The organism is bacterium SCSIO 12643, from assembly GCA_024398135.1.
GTDB lineage: Bacteria > Bacteroidota > Bacteroidia > Flavobacteriales_G > Salibacteraceae > CAJXZP01.
The window spans coordinates 3,861,141-3,874,811 of sequence record CP073750.1 but is presented as its reverse complement, the minus strand read 5'-3'; the positions used below and the strand labels follow the sequence as shown (position 1 = coordinate 3,874,811).

Below are 13,671 nucleotides of genomic sequence, written 5' to 3'. Positions count from 1 at the left end.
TATGAGAAAACATATTTGCTCTACCCTAGCGATCTTCTTTGTATCCATTGCTGTCTTTGCGCAGCCGGAGGTTGATTTAAAAAAATATCAGGCAAAATATCCTGGAGTTCAAATGGTCGTTCTTCAGGATATTGAAGAACTGCATATTGAAAATCAAAAAGGAGAATTGGTCATCTATGAAACCTATTATACCAAAAGACAATATCTCACTAAAGATGCTGGACTATTTAGAGAAAGACAATTGTCTTTCTCTAGTTTCAGTAACTATCAGGATTTAGAAGCTTCCACTTTTGTCCCAAATGGTACGAAGTACAAAAAAATCAAGACAAAAGAATTTACGGAATCTGATGACCTGGAATCCGGTGTATTTCATGATGACTCAAAGATTATCAAGTTTGCTTACCAGGGGCTTCAAATGGGTGCGCAATCTGAGCTTAGCTATAGACGTAACATCACAGATCCGCATTTTTTAGGTCGTGGTTTTCTACAAGGTTCTTTTCCGGTTGAACATCAGATTTATCGTGTAATTGTTGATCCTGGAGTTGAAATGGGTTTTACACAGTATCAAATAGATCGAGATTTTGTTTCTTATCAAAAACGTGAAGAAAAAGGAAAAATCATCTATGAGTGGATTGTCAAAGATGCTCCGGTGATCAAAAGTGAAAAATGGGCACCAAACCCTACATACTTTACGCCTCAGGTATTACCAAGAGTAAAATCTTATGACAGTAATGGTGAAACCAAAAATGTTTTTAGAGATGTAGGTGACTTATTCAATTGGTATGAAACTTTGATTGACACCTTAAACTCTGACACTGACAACCCAATGATTCAATCTATTGTAGATTCTATTATTGATGGCAGCACAAGTGATTTAGACCGTGTAAAACGTGTATTTGAATGGACTCAGGAAAACATCAAATACGTGGCATACGAAGAAGGTTTAGGCGGATTTATTCCGAGGTCAGCAAAATCTGTCTGTACCAATAGATTCGGAGACTGTAAGGACATGTCAAGTACCATCACGCATTTATTGAAATATGCAGGAATTCAGGCGCATTTGACCTGGATTGGAACCAATGCTATTCCATTTACATATGACGAAGTACCTACTCCATCGGTAGACAATCATATGATTGCCACCTACATTGATAAAGATGGAAATTACTACTTCATGGATGCAACCGGGCGTTATATGCCGTTTGGGCTACCAAGCAGTTTTATTCAGGGAAAACAGGCTTTAATTCGCTTAGAAAAAGGAAAATTCGAACTTCATACCGTTCCGGTGGTTGATCCTGAAACGAACTTATTAACCGATTCCGTTTTTGCAACCATTAAAGACGGTGTTTTCACCGGAAATGCAATAAGTAGGTTTGGAGGCTATTACAAGCAAAATTTAGAATACAAACTGGAAGATTTAACCGAAGACGAAAAATCAAAATTCTTAAAAAGCTATTTAGTGAAAGGAAATAATAAATTCCTTCCTGAGAATTTCGTAGAAAAATATCCATACCCGGATAACCGCCCAATGGAGGTTTCTTACGATTTTACCATTGGTGACTATGCGATGACCAATGAGAATGAAACTTATGTCAACTTAAATCTGACCAACTATTTTAGTGGAGACAAGCTTAAAAAAGATCGGGAAACACCATTCCAGTTCAAATACATCGCTTTGTTCAATAGTGTTGTGGTATTCACGATTCCTGATGGATATACATTGGATTATGTTCCTGAGCCTATTGACATTGAAAATGATTTGATCGCTTTCCATTCCAGCTATAAAGTGGTAGGAAATCAAGTGATCTACACCATGACCTCAAACAAAAAGAAATTAAACTACGCTGTTTCAGACGTACAACTTTGGAATAAAAGCGTTAATATCATCAATAAATCACAGAAAAATGTTGTTATCCTTAAAAAAACTAACTAGAAATATTCTACCCGTATTATTTCTAGCCTCTGCCCTTTCCGTTCAAGCTCAGGATGATTTTGTCAATGCTGAATACGATTGGGATTTACAAATGCCTACGTTCAATATTCCTGATTCATTAAAGGAAGAACCTCAAATCTATTTTAAGAAACATCAAATTGTTGAATTTGGGTTTGAAGGTGATAATTTCATTCAATTAGAAGTATTACACGAAATCATTTGGGTAAACTCTGATGAAAGTATTGATGAAAACAATAAGGTTTATGTCCCAATGGGCAAAGGAACCGAAGTTGTATTAACCAAAGCACGTGTAATCAATCCGGATGGAAAAGAAACACTTCTTGAAAAAGATGATGTACTTGAGGTTAAAGACGAAGATGATAACGTTGCCCATTACTTTGCACTTAAGGGAATCGAAAAAGGGTCTTTTCTTGAATACTTCTACGTGATTAAAACATCTCCAAAGTATAACGGTCGAAGAAAAGTAGCACAAGAATTAGCTCCGGTTTTTGATTACCAGTTTGATTTGATATCACCTGAACATTTGGTCTTTGATACCAGAAGTTACAATGGTTTTGGAGATTTGGATGAAGATTCTTTTGATGAAGAACACCAACACTTAACTAAGTCTTTTGAATACATTCCAAAGTTCACTAAAGAAGATCAGGCCTATAACTTTCCGAATAGAATGGCTGTGGTCTATAAACTTGGCGAAAATACCGCCAACAATAATTCTAGTATTGTAAGTTATAGCAATGTGGGTAAGAATCTGGTTTCAGCTTACAGTGTGGGAACTAAAAACGATTTAAAAACCATGAAGAAGATGCTTAAAGAGGCGGCAATTGACCCTGCATCTTCGGAAGAAGATAAAATCCGTGGTTTGGAATATTATTACAAGACCCATTTCAGCATCTTTCAGGCAAGTGCTCCTGAGTTAGAAGATTTGGCTTTTGTATACAAAAACAAAGTATCCAACTCTCCTGGTTTTATGAAGTTTATGGCTTTGGCATGTGATCAATATGATATTAAGTATCAATTTGCCATGACCTCAAACCGTAAAAACATTGCATTTGATCAAAAGTTTGAGAGTTACAATTTCTTACAAAAATATTTAATGTACTTCCCTGGAATCAAAAAGTATATGGATATGGAAGAGAAATTCAGTACATTAGGTTTGGTAGACTATGATTATCAAGATAATTACGGTGTGTTCTTCAATAAAGTAGTGGTTGGAGAAGTCATTTCTGCAACATCCAAGATCAAGCCTGTAAATGCACCGGACGCTGAAGCTTCACATAGCGACATGGATATGATGGTAAAAGTAGCGGATGATTTCTCTACGCTAGAGTTTGACCTAACTACATCTGCAACTGGTTATAACGTTTCGGGAACACAGCCCTATTTTGGACTAATTGGCCCGGATGAAGAAGTTGAATTAAAGGAAACTTTAATCAAATGGGTAGATGAAGACATGGAACTTCAAGAAGTAAGTGCCGATAACACGGGTTACAAGCATTATGGTGTAGACCCATTAGTAATGAAAGGAAAATTCACTATCGATAAATACATCGTTTCGGTAAAAGATAAATACCTGATCAAACTGGGGTTATTTATTGGTCCACAAGCAGAAATGTATCAAGAAGGTGAAGCTAGAAAACTTCCTGTGGATATGGGCTTTAGAAAAAACTACCACCGTGTAATCAAATTCGAAATACCTGATGGTTATACTTTAACCAATCTGGAAACTTTAAATATGACTGTAGAAGCCAAAGAAAAAGATGGAACGGTTTACGCAGATTTCATCAGTTCATATACGATTGATGGGAATATTCTAACGGTGACATGTGATGAACGTTATCACAAAATCCACTACCCTGTGGAACAATACGAAGATTACAGAAAAGTAATCAATGCCGCAGCCGACTTTAATAAGATTGTTATCTACCTGGAAGAAGCTAAATAAAACAACAAACGAAAGGTGATTCAAAATATGAATCACCTTTTTTATAATTACAAATCATGCGGAATTTCTTCTATATCCTGCCACTACTCTTTTTCATAAGTTGTGAATCCAAACCCACAACCGAAAATGAAGTATATCATAACGAACAGTTTAACTGGACCATTCATTTACCGGATGGATTCGAAAAAGAAACTGAAGAAGAATGGACGAAAATGCAAGAAAAGGGTACTGAAGCGATTGAAAGTACTTTTGATCAGGAAATAGATAACATAGCGCAAACCATATTTGTCTTCAAAAAAGATGAAACCAATTACTTCGATTCCAATTTTCAACCTTTTAACCCGGAAATTGATGGAGATTACGTGACATCTTGTAAACAGGTAAATCTGGTTATCTATGAAACTTTTATGGCGCAAATGCCAGATATTCCATTGGATTCCAACTCTACTACTTTAATGATTGATGGACTGGAATTTCAACAATTTAATGTGGTGATGAATTTCCCGAATGGAATGAAATTAACCACACATATGTTTAGTCATCTTTTTGATGATCAGGAATTAGCCGTAAACATCATGTATTCAGATGCTGAACTAGGAAAAAAGATGATGGAAGCATGGAAAAACTCTAAGTTTCATTAAAACTTCAATAACACATTTATTCCCCTAAAAAATAGGACTTAGGTCACTGTTAATCATAGTTGAAATGTCGTACATTCGCAACCGCAAAAACAAGTGTTTAATTAGTTAATACATCAGATATGCCAAAAGGAATTTTTAATGTACCGATCCCAAAGAATGAGCCGGTAAAAGCTTATGCTCCAGGGAGTGCAGAACGCGATTCTTTATTGAAAGAATATAAAAAATTATATAACAGTCATGTAGATGTGCCAATGTATATTGGAGATCAACAGATTACTACTGATAATAAGAAAACGATTGCTCCTCCACATGATCACCAACATGTGATCGGATCATTTAGTTATGGAGACAAATCTCATGTTGAAGCTGCTATTGACGCTGCGTTAAAAGCAAAGAAACAATGGGCAGAATTAAGTTGGGAACATCGTGCTTCTATTTTCCTAAAAGCTGCTGAATTATTGGCTGGACCATTCAGAGATAAAATGAATGCGGCTACTATGTTGGCACAATCCAAAAATGTGATGCAAGCTGAAATTGATGCAGCATGTGAATTTATTGATTTCTTAAGATTCAACGTTCAGTATATGGTAGATATATACGGAAAACAACCTGAATCTGCTCCGGGAATGTGGAACCGTGTGGAGTACAGACCGCTAGAAGGATTTGTATTCGCAATCTCTCCATTTAACTTCACTTCTATCGCAGGGAACTTACCGGCATCAGCAGCTATGATGGGTAATACTGTAGTATGGAAACCATCTGACACTCAAGTGTACTCTGCGCAGGTGATTATGGAGTTATTCAAAGAAGCTGGACTTCCGGATGGAGTGATCAATATGATTACTGTAGATGGACCAGACGCTGGTGATGTGATCTTTAACCATAAAGATTTTGCAGGATTACACTTTACGGGTTCTACTGGCGTTTTCCAACATTTATGGAAAACCATTGGTATGAATATTAATACTTACCGTTCTTATCCAAGAATTGTTGGAGAAACTGGTGGTAAAGATTTTATCGTAGCACATAAATCTGCTCATGCACAGCAAGTAGCAACAGGAATTTCTCGTGGTGCATTTGAATTCCAGGGACAAAAATGTTCTGCGGCTTCAAGAGCATATATCCCAACTAACTTATGGGAAGATGTAAAAAATAGCGTCATCGCAGATGTGAATTCTTTCACAATGGGCTCACCAGAAGATACCAATAACTTCATCAATGCAGTGATTGATGAGCGTGCATTTGATAAAATTGCATCTTACATTGATTACATCAAAGCGCAAGACGATGCGGAGATCTTAGTCGGTGGAAACTATGATAAATCAAAAGGATACTTTATTGAACCAACTGTTGTAGTGACTAGCAATCCAAAGTTCAGAACAATGTGTGAAGAAATCTTTGGCCCTGTGATCACGATCTATGTATATGATGAAAATGATTTCGAAGCTACTTTGGATTTAGTAAACGAAACTTCAGAATATGCGTTAACCGGTGCAATCTTCTCTCAAGATAGATATGCTGCAGAATTGGCTACTAAAAAATTAGTAGATGCAGCTGGTAACTTCTATATCAATGATAAACCAACCGGAGCAGTTGTAGGACAACAACCGTTTGGTGGAGCACGTGGTTCTGGTACAAATGATAAAGCAGGTTCTGAATTGAACTTGATTCGTTGGGTATCTCCTCGATTGATTAAAGAAACATTTGTAACTCCGACAGATTACAGATATCCTTTCTTAGGATAAAATAGATATTCGTTAAAATAAAAATCCCTCTTCAAATTACTGAAGAGGGATTTTTTTATGCTTTAATAATTCGAATCTACTCATACAAGGTAGCCTCTTCTTCTTGTGTTTCACCTTTAAGGTCTTGATAAAATGCAGCCATTAATACCTGAGCGTAAGGGATTAAAAAGAAAAAACCAATTCCTAATGTCAGAATACATAACAACCCCAAACCTAAAAGACGTAACATCATTCTGAAGTATTTCATTTTGTAGCCATACATCATTTCCTTACTCTTATCAATAGCGTCCATAGGACCAATATTCGGATCATCAGCCATAATAAACATAGTTTGAGAATAAGAGATGCTCGCTATAATCCCAGGTATTATTAACAACAAAGACCATAAAATAATAAACAGTGTCATTAGCAGATATGCAGCTGCCGAATTCACGAAATTTTGAAACCCCTCAAATAAATTCTCTACACCCGCATCTTCATCTTTATAAATATTAAGCGCAAAAATGCTTAAGCCCAATGCCAACGGTCCGGATGTGATTAAATAAAGCAAACCCGCTGCTTCAAAGTATGATGTCAACCCCTGTAGAGCTGCGGAAATAATAATAAATATGAGGTGTGTTCCCACAGCCAAAACCCATTTCCCGTCTAATGATCTACGGGCTATTCTCATTAATTCAGCATTTTGTGTCATATTCCTGGTATTAATTTATTTCTATTCAACCTTGTAACTCTATAGGTGGTCATCGTCACCATTTTGAAAGTCTTCTATCGACTCTAAATCTTCTTCAATAACTCTCATGGACTCAATTGTGAAAAACAAAACCAACTCATTCTCGCTTAAATGGTCCAGAACCAAATTGTAATATTCCTTCCCTACTACTCCTTCTTTGATGACTCCTTTGACTGATTTTTCATTTATGGTCAAATTATATATTACCGCTCCCACCTTTCTTTTGATCTGTCCGCTTACGTTATATGACCTGGAAGACAAGTCAAAAGTAGCTTTGGTTCCCGCAGCATTATAAACTACTGCACCCTGAATAGTTTCATTCAAAAATTCCACATTCCATTTACGCGCACCACTCGCTACAGCTTGTTTGATTTCTCCTTTAATAGATTGGCCACCATAAGAAAGGTCTAAAGCTCTTTTATAATCTCTAATGTAAACCACCCCGGATAGCTGATTTGTTTTTCCGCTAATATCAATATGATATTTACTGACCGCTATATTTGGTTTAATTGTTCCAGAAACGGGCTTTCCATCATACATTACATTTTCAAAAACAATGCTGGTAGTCTTGGAATTTAACGTTCCGGTCAAAGTAACAGAATCTATATTAACTATGTTGGTATCCTGCGCCCAAATAGATACGGTTACAAATAAGAATAGTAGAATGATATAATTTCTCATTAGTATAGATTAGAACGAGCGAACTAAGATAATTCTTCACATTCTATTACGACTAATTCTTACCACTTATTCTCGATTTTAATGATCTAGCAGCCATTTTACTGCATAAGCCTTAGGATCATCTTCCACCTGAATATCCGGGTATACGGGAGACATGATTTCAAAATTTTTATTTGCGCCAATATCATACGTGGAACTTACAAATAAATAAGAACCTGAATTGGGCAATTTAAAAGTGATTTGTTCACCAAAATCGTTGGTATACTCCCCTGTAGGCATCCCAATTAATGTACATATTTCATAGGTTTTCACTGCATCAGCCAGGTAATTCGCACTTGAAAATGTCTTGGGACCAATTAACATACATACGGTTCCATTAAAATAAAGCTCGTTAGAATCAGGTTGCGTCATTTCATCATCAAATTCTTTGATTACCGATTGATTCGGACTACCAAGGTATCGGTCAAAAAACTCCTGATCCAGAAAACCTGCCCAAAGTTTTTCATTTTTTATTTTATCCTGTACTTCCTTACTTACTTTCCAATATCTACCATATGCTTGCTGGTATGGTTTTCGGGTAATATAATTTAACAACCAATCATTCAACTCAGAGTTTCCTCCACCATTTTCGCGAATATCTATGATTAGTTTATCCACCCCATTCTTTTGGATCATTGTAAACGTTTTATTCAAAAAACGCTTAAAAGCTTTAAGGTCTGCACACTGATTATAAGATAGATATCCAATATTATCCGCCAATATCTCAAAGGTATACTTCTCTTCCACTGTGCTCTCATTGGCAAATTTTTGGAATTCTTTAAGATCTAAGCCTTTACTCAAAACAACTTCTTTTCCATTCTTTAAAATCAAACGATATGGGGCCTGAACACGCTCTGTGAAAAACAAATACAAAGGGAAAATGGGTTCACAATAAGCATTTTTAAATGCATGAATCCCACCTTCACAGGTCATCGCTTCACGGTATAAATCTTCAACAGATTCTCCATTAATATGCGTAATCTCCATTTCTGAATTTACTTCATCGGTAGCCGATCTGGTGATCATAAAATTTCCGGAATCATCTAACTTACCGGTAAATGGCAAATACTCAAATGCTCTCAACTCCGTAAATAAAGCTCGATTCTTCCAACTTAATGCTGTATGCCCTCCACTCATTAACGCAGAAAGCTGCATTCCAGCCAGGACAAATTTCTTATATGAAACGGAGTCCTGAGTCCAATCCTTCAAAATGGAATCTTTAAACCTTATAAAATCATTAGAATCTGTTTTAAAATAAGCATCGTAATGAACGCTTTCTATGGTTTTGATCATAAAATTAATATCCTCTTTAGCCTTTGAAATAGCTATATAGCTTGTTTCCTGTGCAGATATTGAGTTAAAAAATAAACTTAGCAGTATGAATAGGTTCAGTTTGTTCATCTATGTTATTTATTCGGTTTATCATTCGATAGACCTACTCCGATAGTTAACAGTTGCATTTATTCTATAATAATTCTCAAAATGATACATCAACAAATTCGGTTTTCACATCAGCTTTAAGATGATTCATAACAAAACTCCATAGATTCAAAGGGTTTTCGAATCATAAGCTAATATATTAATTGTATTTTTGACCGTATATTTATTATTTTTTACATTCTATTTAAAACATCATCATGTCAAAAAAGAAAATAGATATCGATCATCTTGAAAAAGCGCCAAACGAAATTGAAAACATCTCCAAAATTCGTGATATTCTATTTGGGAATAACATGAACGAGTATGAAAAGAGATTTGAAAAATTAGAAACCAAACTGGCTTTATCTGTAGCTGAAAACAAAGCTGAAGCAGATAAGAAAATGGCATCGTTAGAAGCGTACTTCAAAAACGAAATCAAAATTTTGAATGAGAAACTCATTGAAGAAGAAGATGCACGCAAAAAATCCGATAAGCGTATTCTTTCTGATATTGAATCGTTAGAAGAATCATTTAAGAAATTCAAAGCATCTACTGCAGACAATTTCTCAGCTAATAACCAACAACTACTTAGTCTCAGCAACACAATGAGTGATCAAATGACTGAGCTTAACAAATCATTAATCAACCGTTTAGATAACAGCAGTAACGAGCTACAAAACAACAAAGTAGATCGTTCTTCTTTAGCCATGATGTTGACAGATTTAGCGTATAACATTGCTGGAGAGAATGAATCACCTAATGTTTTAGAAGACAAAAAATAGATGTCACAGGACAGTGAAAATATTGTCCCGCACAACCAAAATAAATCGTTAGATGAACTAAGAGAGTTAATTCTGGGCTTAAATCCGAATGAACTCCGGGTACTTCAGTCATGGTTGAAAAACCGTGATGCTTTTACTGAGGAAATCGGACGTATTTTACCTAACGCTGTGCTTAAAAGTATTCAGTTCAATGAACCGCTAGGAGAACGTTTATTGCCTGTAATTGAAGAAGCTATTTTTACCAGTGTTCAAAATAATCCGAAAACACTGGCAGATGCCTTGTTTCCTGTAATGGGAGCAGCTATTCGAAAATCCATTGCGGACACTTTTCGAGAAATGATTCAATCACTGAATCAAACTCTGGAAAAAAAATTCTCCTTTGAAAGAATCCTGTGGAGAGTTGAAGCTTTATTTTCAGATAAATCATATGCTGAAATCATCCTCTTAAAAGGAGTGAAATACAAAATCAATAGTGTTTTCCTAATCCATAAATCTACAGGTCTATTGATTCAGGAAGTCTATGCCAAAGATTTTAAATTCGATGATGCAGACATGGTTTCCTCTATGCTTACTGCGGTTCAGGATTTTGTAAAAGACTCTTTTTCAGAACATATCCAAACCAACGACACACTAGACACCATTAAGTTAAACGACTTTAATGTTTGGATTGAAAATGGGCCACTCGCCTATCTGGCTGTAGTAATCGAAGGTACACCTCAAGAATCTACCCGTGAATTATTTAAAACCAATTTAGAAGATATTCATGGTAAATATGCGCATGTATTAAATGATTTTGAAGGAGATTCTGATGCCGCCATCCCGTTAATACCTTATCTAAAGAATTGTATTATCTCGCATCAATCAGAAGAAAAACCTATTAATCATACCAAAGTGATTGTTTTAGCTTCCGTTTTAGCGTTTATTATTGGTGTCTGGAGTTTTTTCTCCATTCGGGATCAATATAGATGGAACGGGTTCATCAATGAATTAAAAGCGATTCCTAGTGTGGTCATTTTAGAACAGGGTAATGAATCAGGGCGATATTACGTCAAGGGAATGAAAGATGTTTTAATCAATAACTTTGGGAGATTAGCACTAAAATACCAGATAGATAGCACACAAATAGATTATAAATGGACTCCGTATTTTAGTATGGACCCTATTTATAGTTACCAACGTATTCTAAAGAAAATCACTCCCATTCACTCTGTTCAAACAAAACTGGTTGGAGATACTATATTTATTTCAGGTAAAGCACCTGATCATTGGATCTCTGAAACCAAAGAATTTATTGACCAACAGGAATATCCTGTGCACTTTAATCTATATCAACTCACAAATACCAGTGCAGATAGTATCCGGGCCATTGAATCAGATTTCAAAAAACAATTCATCGAGTTTTCATTTGGCGTTTCGTATTTGGTACCTGAGAATAAAGTGTTACTACAACATATTGTTTCTCAATTCAACAACTATCAAAAGTATACACCTACCTCCTACTTAAGCGTACAGATTGCCCCAGATAATTCCGGTTCCAAATCAGGTAATCTACAATTCGCAAAAAAGAGATTACGTTCTGTTTCCAGATATCTGATATCTCAAGGTATAGCAGAGCATTTGATCCAATTAGAAATTGATACAAATCAGGTGGTTCTCAGTCCACGAAAAATGAATTTTACGCCAATAAACACCAATAAATGATAAAAAAGAAAATATGTATCCTGGGTGCTTTTGCTGTTGGAAAGACCAGCTTGGTTGAAAAGTATGTTAAAAGCATTTTTTCAGATAAATACCACACCACTATTGGGGTCAAAACAGATCAAAAAGACCTGATCATAGATGGAAAAAATGTACGTTTAATTATTTGGGATATAAATGGTGAAGATGATTATCAACATGTACGTCCCTCATATCTCACAGGAGTTTCAGGCTTTTTATTGGTAGTGGACGGAACGCGTAAAGAAACGCTCAAAGTAGCCATGGATTTGAAAAATCTTGTTTTTAAAACGGTGGGTGCCAAAGAGTTTATTTTAATGATCAATAAATCAGATTTAAAAGATTCCTGGGAGCTCAACCCAAAAGATATTGAAACTATTGAAGAAATGGGCTGGAAAGTTGTTCAAACCTCTGCTAAAACTGGTGCTCAGGTTGATGAGACCTTTATTGCCTTGGCAAATTCTATCATATAATTGAAAAATGACCGATTCCGATAACGTAAATAAAATCACTACAATCATTACGGAACCTTGTGGAAGGGTTTTGGGGTCGAAAAATGTTTTTTCAGATACATTTAACTTTAAAATTGAAAAAGGAAACTGTATAGACGATATATTTCCATTTCTTTTTGGATTGTTTCCAATGACGCAAAAAGAACTCGTATTAAAAGACATGGCTTTTGAAGGTTTTAAAGGAAACATTATCCTTCAAAACAATTTAAAAGAAGTTTCTATTAGTTTTTACAAACAACCTAAGGAAGCATTGTTATGGGAACAAACCATCCAAAAGCACAATCAAAAAGAACTTATTGATCAATTGGTAATGAAAACAGATAAAGCGATTTTATCCAGCAACGTATTCGATACACTGGGTTTTATGCACTTCGAAAAAACGGATAAAGGATTTGTTTTAAATGGAAATATCCCGCATTGGTTTCAGGTTATATTTCCGCATTACAATTATAGCAGTCCCATATTTAATCTGGAGGAATTGTTTCCGTTTTTGGAAATTTTCATGCCAGACACACAGCAGTTATTTAATTCCGGAAAAGACGGCAAACTCTTATCTGGAATGTGGAGTGTTTATAACGAAGACAATACAGAAGAATTTATTTTACAAGCCACTGCAATACGTACTGATGAACGGAACTTCATCTTTATTGAAAACATTTCCGAGAGATTTCCGGATAAACATAAAAATGTTCAGATGGCACGTGAGATGTATCTAAAACATCAGGAACTGATTAAAACTGAAAAAAGCCTACGCAAACTATTTAAACATAGAGAACAGTTCATTTCAATTTTCTCTCACGATATCAAAGGTCCATTAGGAGGTGCATATTCGTTAATGAACTACCTGAAAAGAAAGGAAGAATTCATGAAAAACTTCAAACCGGATCAGGCAGAGATTTTCAATATGATGTATAAAGGTCTGGGAGATTTAAACGATTATGTAAATCGTCTGTATGACTGGTCTAATGTCCATTTTGGTAACATTGAACTGGACATATCCGAAGTGTCATTACATGATATATGTGTGAACTTAAAGTCACTGTTTCATGAAAAATTAGAAAATAAAAACCTGGATCTTGTTCTTAATTTTCCAGAGAGTATTTTGATACAAGTTGATCAGGCATTTTTTAAAAACGCGTTACATAACATCATAAATAACGCTATTAAATTCTCAAACGAAGGGCAAACGATTAAAATCCAAACGGTCACTACTCCATCAAGTTTAACCATACAGATCATTGATGAAGGAGTTGGTATTACCAAGAAGATTCAAAGTACAATTTTTGACTATAGTAAAAAACAAAGTCGAAAAGGAACTAAAGGAGAAAAAGGTACTGGAATAGGTCTTACGGTGGTGAAACGAATTGTTGATATGCACAATGCAACCATCAATATTGAGTCTGTTGTTCGAAAAGGTACCACCGTATCCATTACGCTTCCCCGATAAACTTTTATTCTATACACGTTAAATATTGAATAAGTCTTTCGTTTATTATATTTAATTTCATAG

The 13,671-nt window shown here is 35.4% G+C and carries 11 protein-coding genes; 8 read left to right on the top strand and 3 right to left on the bottom strand.

Going from position 1 to position 13,671, the window contains the following annotated elements:
- Position 1 precedes the first annotated feature (1 nt).
- From KFE94_16915 to pruA, 4 genes are all read left to right on the top strand, one after another.
- Positions 2 to 1,933: a DUF3857 domain-containing protein gene (locus KFE94_16915; GenBank protein ID UTW66310.1), complete on the top strand. Its 1,932-nt coding sequence runs from the start codon at positions 2 to 4 to the stop codon at positions 1,931 to 1,933.
- Positions 1,905 to 3,896 (top strand): DUF3857 domain-containing protein, encoded by a 1,992-nt coding sequence (locus tag KFE94_16910; protein UTW66309.1) that lies wholly within the window; start codon positions 1,905 to 1,907, stop codon positions 3,894 to 3,896. Before KFE94_16915 ends, KFE94_16910 begins: the two co-directional genes overlap by 29 nt.
- A 56-nt stretch (positions 3,897 to 3,952) precedes the next feature.
- Complete coding sequence (locus KFE94_16905; protein ID UTW66308.1) at positions 3,953 to 4,537, top strand: hypothetical protein; 585 nt, start codon at positions 3,953 to 3,955, stop codon at positions 4,535 to 4,537.
- A 119-nt stretch (positions 4,538 to 4,656) separates the two neighbouring features.
- Positions 4,657 to 6,282 carry an L-glutamate gamma-semialdehyde dehydrogenase gene (gene pruA / locus KFE94_16900; GenBank protein UTW66307.1) on the top strand — a complete coding sequence of 542 codons (1,626 nt, stop codon included), beginning with the start codon at positions 4,657 to 4,659 and terminating at the stop codon, positions 6,280 to 6,282.
- 76 nt (positions 6,283 to 6,358) lie between these two features.
- Here pruA and KFE94_16895 read toward each other — a convergent pair whose 3' ends face one another.
- The 3 genes from KFE94_16895 to KFE94_16885 form a co-directional block, all read right to left on the bottom strand.
- Positions 6,359 to 6,973 (bottom strand): DUF975 family protein, encoded by a 615-nt coding sequence (locus tag KFE94_16895; protein ID UTW66306.1) that lies wholly within the window; start codon positions 6,971 to 6,973, stop codon positions 6,359 to 6,361.
- 39 nt (positions 6,974 to 7,012) lie between these two features.
- Positions 7,013 to 7,693, bottom strand: a complete 681-nt coding sequence (locus tag KFE94_16890) for a hypothetical protein (protein UTW66305.1) — start codon at positions 7,691 to 7,693, stop codon at positions 7,013 to 7,015.
- Between the two features lie 78 nt (positions 7,694 to 7,771).
- Positions 7,772 to 9,133, bottom strand: coding sequence for a hypothetical protein (locus KFE94_16885; protein UTW66304.1), 1,362 nt, complete (start codon positions 9,131 to 9,133; stop codon positions 7,772 to 7,774).
- A gap of 236 nt (positions 9,134 to 9,369) precedes the next feature.
- On the opposite strand from KFE94_16885, the gene KFE94_16880 reads away from it, so the two are divergent.
- From KFE94_16880 to KFE94_16865, 4 genes are read left to right on the top strand one after another with little or no spacing between them, the layout of a single operon-like run.
- On the top strand, positions 9,370 to 9,933 hold the full coding sequence (locus KFE94_16880; GenBank protein UTW66303.1) for a hypothetical protein: 564 nt from the start codon (positions 9,370 to 9,372) through the stop codon (positions 9,931 to 9,933).
- Positions 9,934 to 11,634 (top strand): hypothetical protein, encoded by a 1,701-nt coding sequence (locus KFE94_16875; protein UTW66302.1) that lies wholly within the window; start codon positions 9,934 to 9,936, stop codon positions 11,632 to 11,634.
- On the top strand, positions 11,631 to 12,122 hold the full coding sequence (locus tag KFE94_16870; protein UTW66301.1) for a GTP-binding protein: 492 nt from the start codon (positions 11,631 to 11,633) through the stop codon (positions 12,120 to 12,122). The genes KFE94_16875 and KFE94_16870 overlap by 4 nt, the downstream gene beginning before the upstream one ends.
- A 7-nt stretch (positions 12,123 to 12,129) precedes the next feature.
- On the top strand, positions 12,130 to 13,608 hold the full coding sequence (locus KFE94_16865; GenBank protein ID UTW66300.1) for a HAMP domain-containing histidine kinase: 1,479 nt from the start codon (positions 12,130 to 12,132) through the stop codon (positions 13,606 to 13,608).
- The last annotated feature ends 63 nt before the right edge of the window (positions 13,609 to 13,671 follow it).

Bases quoted from the DNA above. Each gene is read 5' to 3' on its own strand.
- KFE94_16875 (UTW66302.1), top strand. From the start codon at position 9,934: ATGTCACAGGACAGTGAAAATATTGTCCCGCACAACCAAAATAAATCG.
- KFE94_16905 (UTW66308.1), top strand. From the start codon at position 3,953: ATGCGGAATTTCTTCTATATCCTGCCACTACTCTTTTTCATAAGTTGT.
- KFE94_16895 (UTW66306.1), bottom strand. From the start codon at position 6,973: ATGACACAAAATGCTGAATTAATGAGAATAGCCCGTAGATCATTAGAC.
- KFE94_16890 (UTW66305.1), bottom strand. From the start codon at position 7,693: ATGAGAAATTATATCATTCTACTATTCTTATTTGTAACCGTATCTATT.
- KFE94_16885 (UTW66304.1), bottom strand. From the start codon at position 9,133: ATGAACAAACTGAACCTATTCATACTGCTAAGTTTATTTTTTAACTCA.
- KFE94_16870 (UTW66301.1), top strand. From the start codon at position 11,631: ATGATAAAAAAGAAAATATGTATCCTGGGTGCTTTTGCTGTTGGAAAG.
- KFE94_16910 (UTW66309.1), top strand. From the start codon at position 1,905: ATGTTGTTATCCTTAAAAAAACTAACTAGAAATATTCTACCCGTATTA.
- KFE94_16865 (UTW66300.1), top strand. From the start codon at position 12,130: ATGACCGATTCCGATAACGTAAATAAAATCACTACAATCATTACGGAA.
- pruA (UTW66307.1), top strand. From the start codon at position 4,657: ATGCCAAAAGGAATTTTTAATGTACCGATCCCAAAGAATGAGCCGGTA.
- KFE94_16880 (UTW66303.1), top strand. From the start codon at position 9,370: ATGTCAAAAAAGAAAATAGATATCGATCATCTTGAAAAAGCGCCAAAC.
- KFE94_16915 (UTW66310.1), top strand. From the start codon at position 2: ATGAGAAAACATATTTGCTCTACCCTAGCGATCTTCTTTGTATCCATT.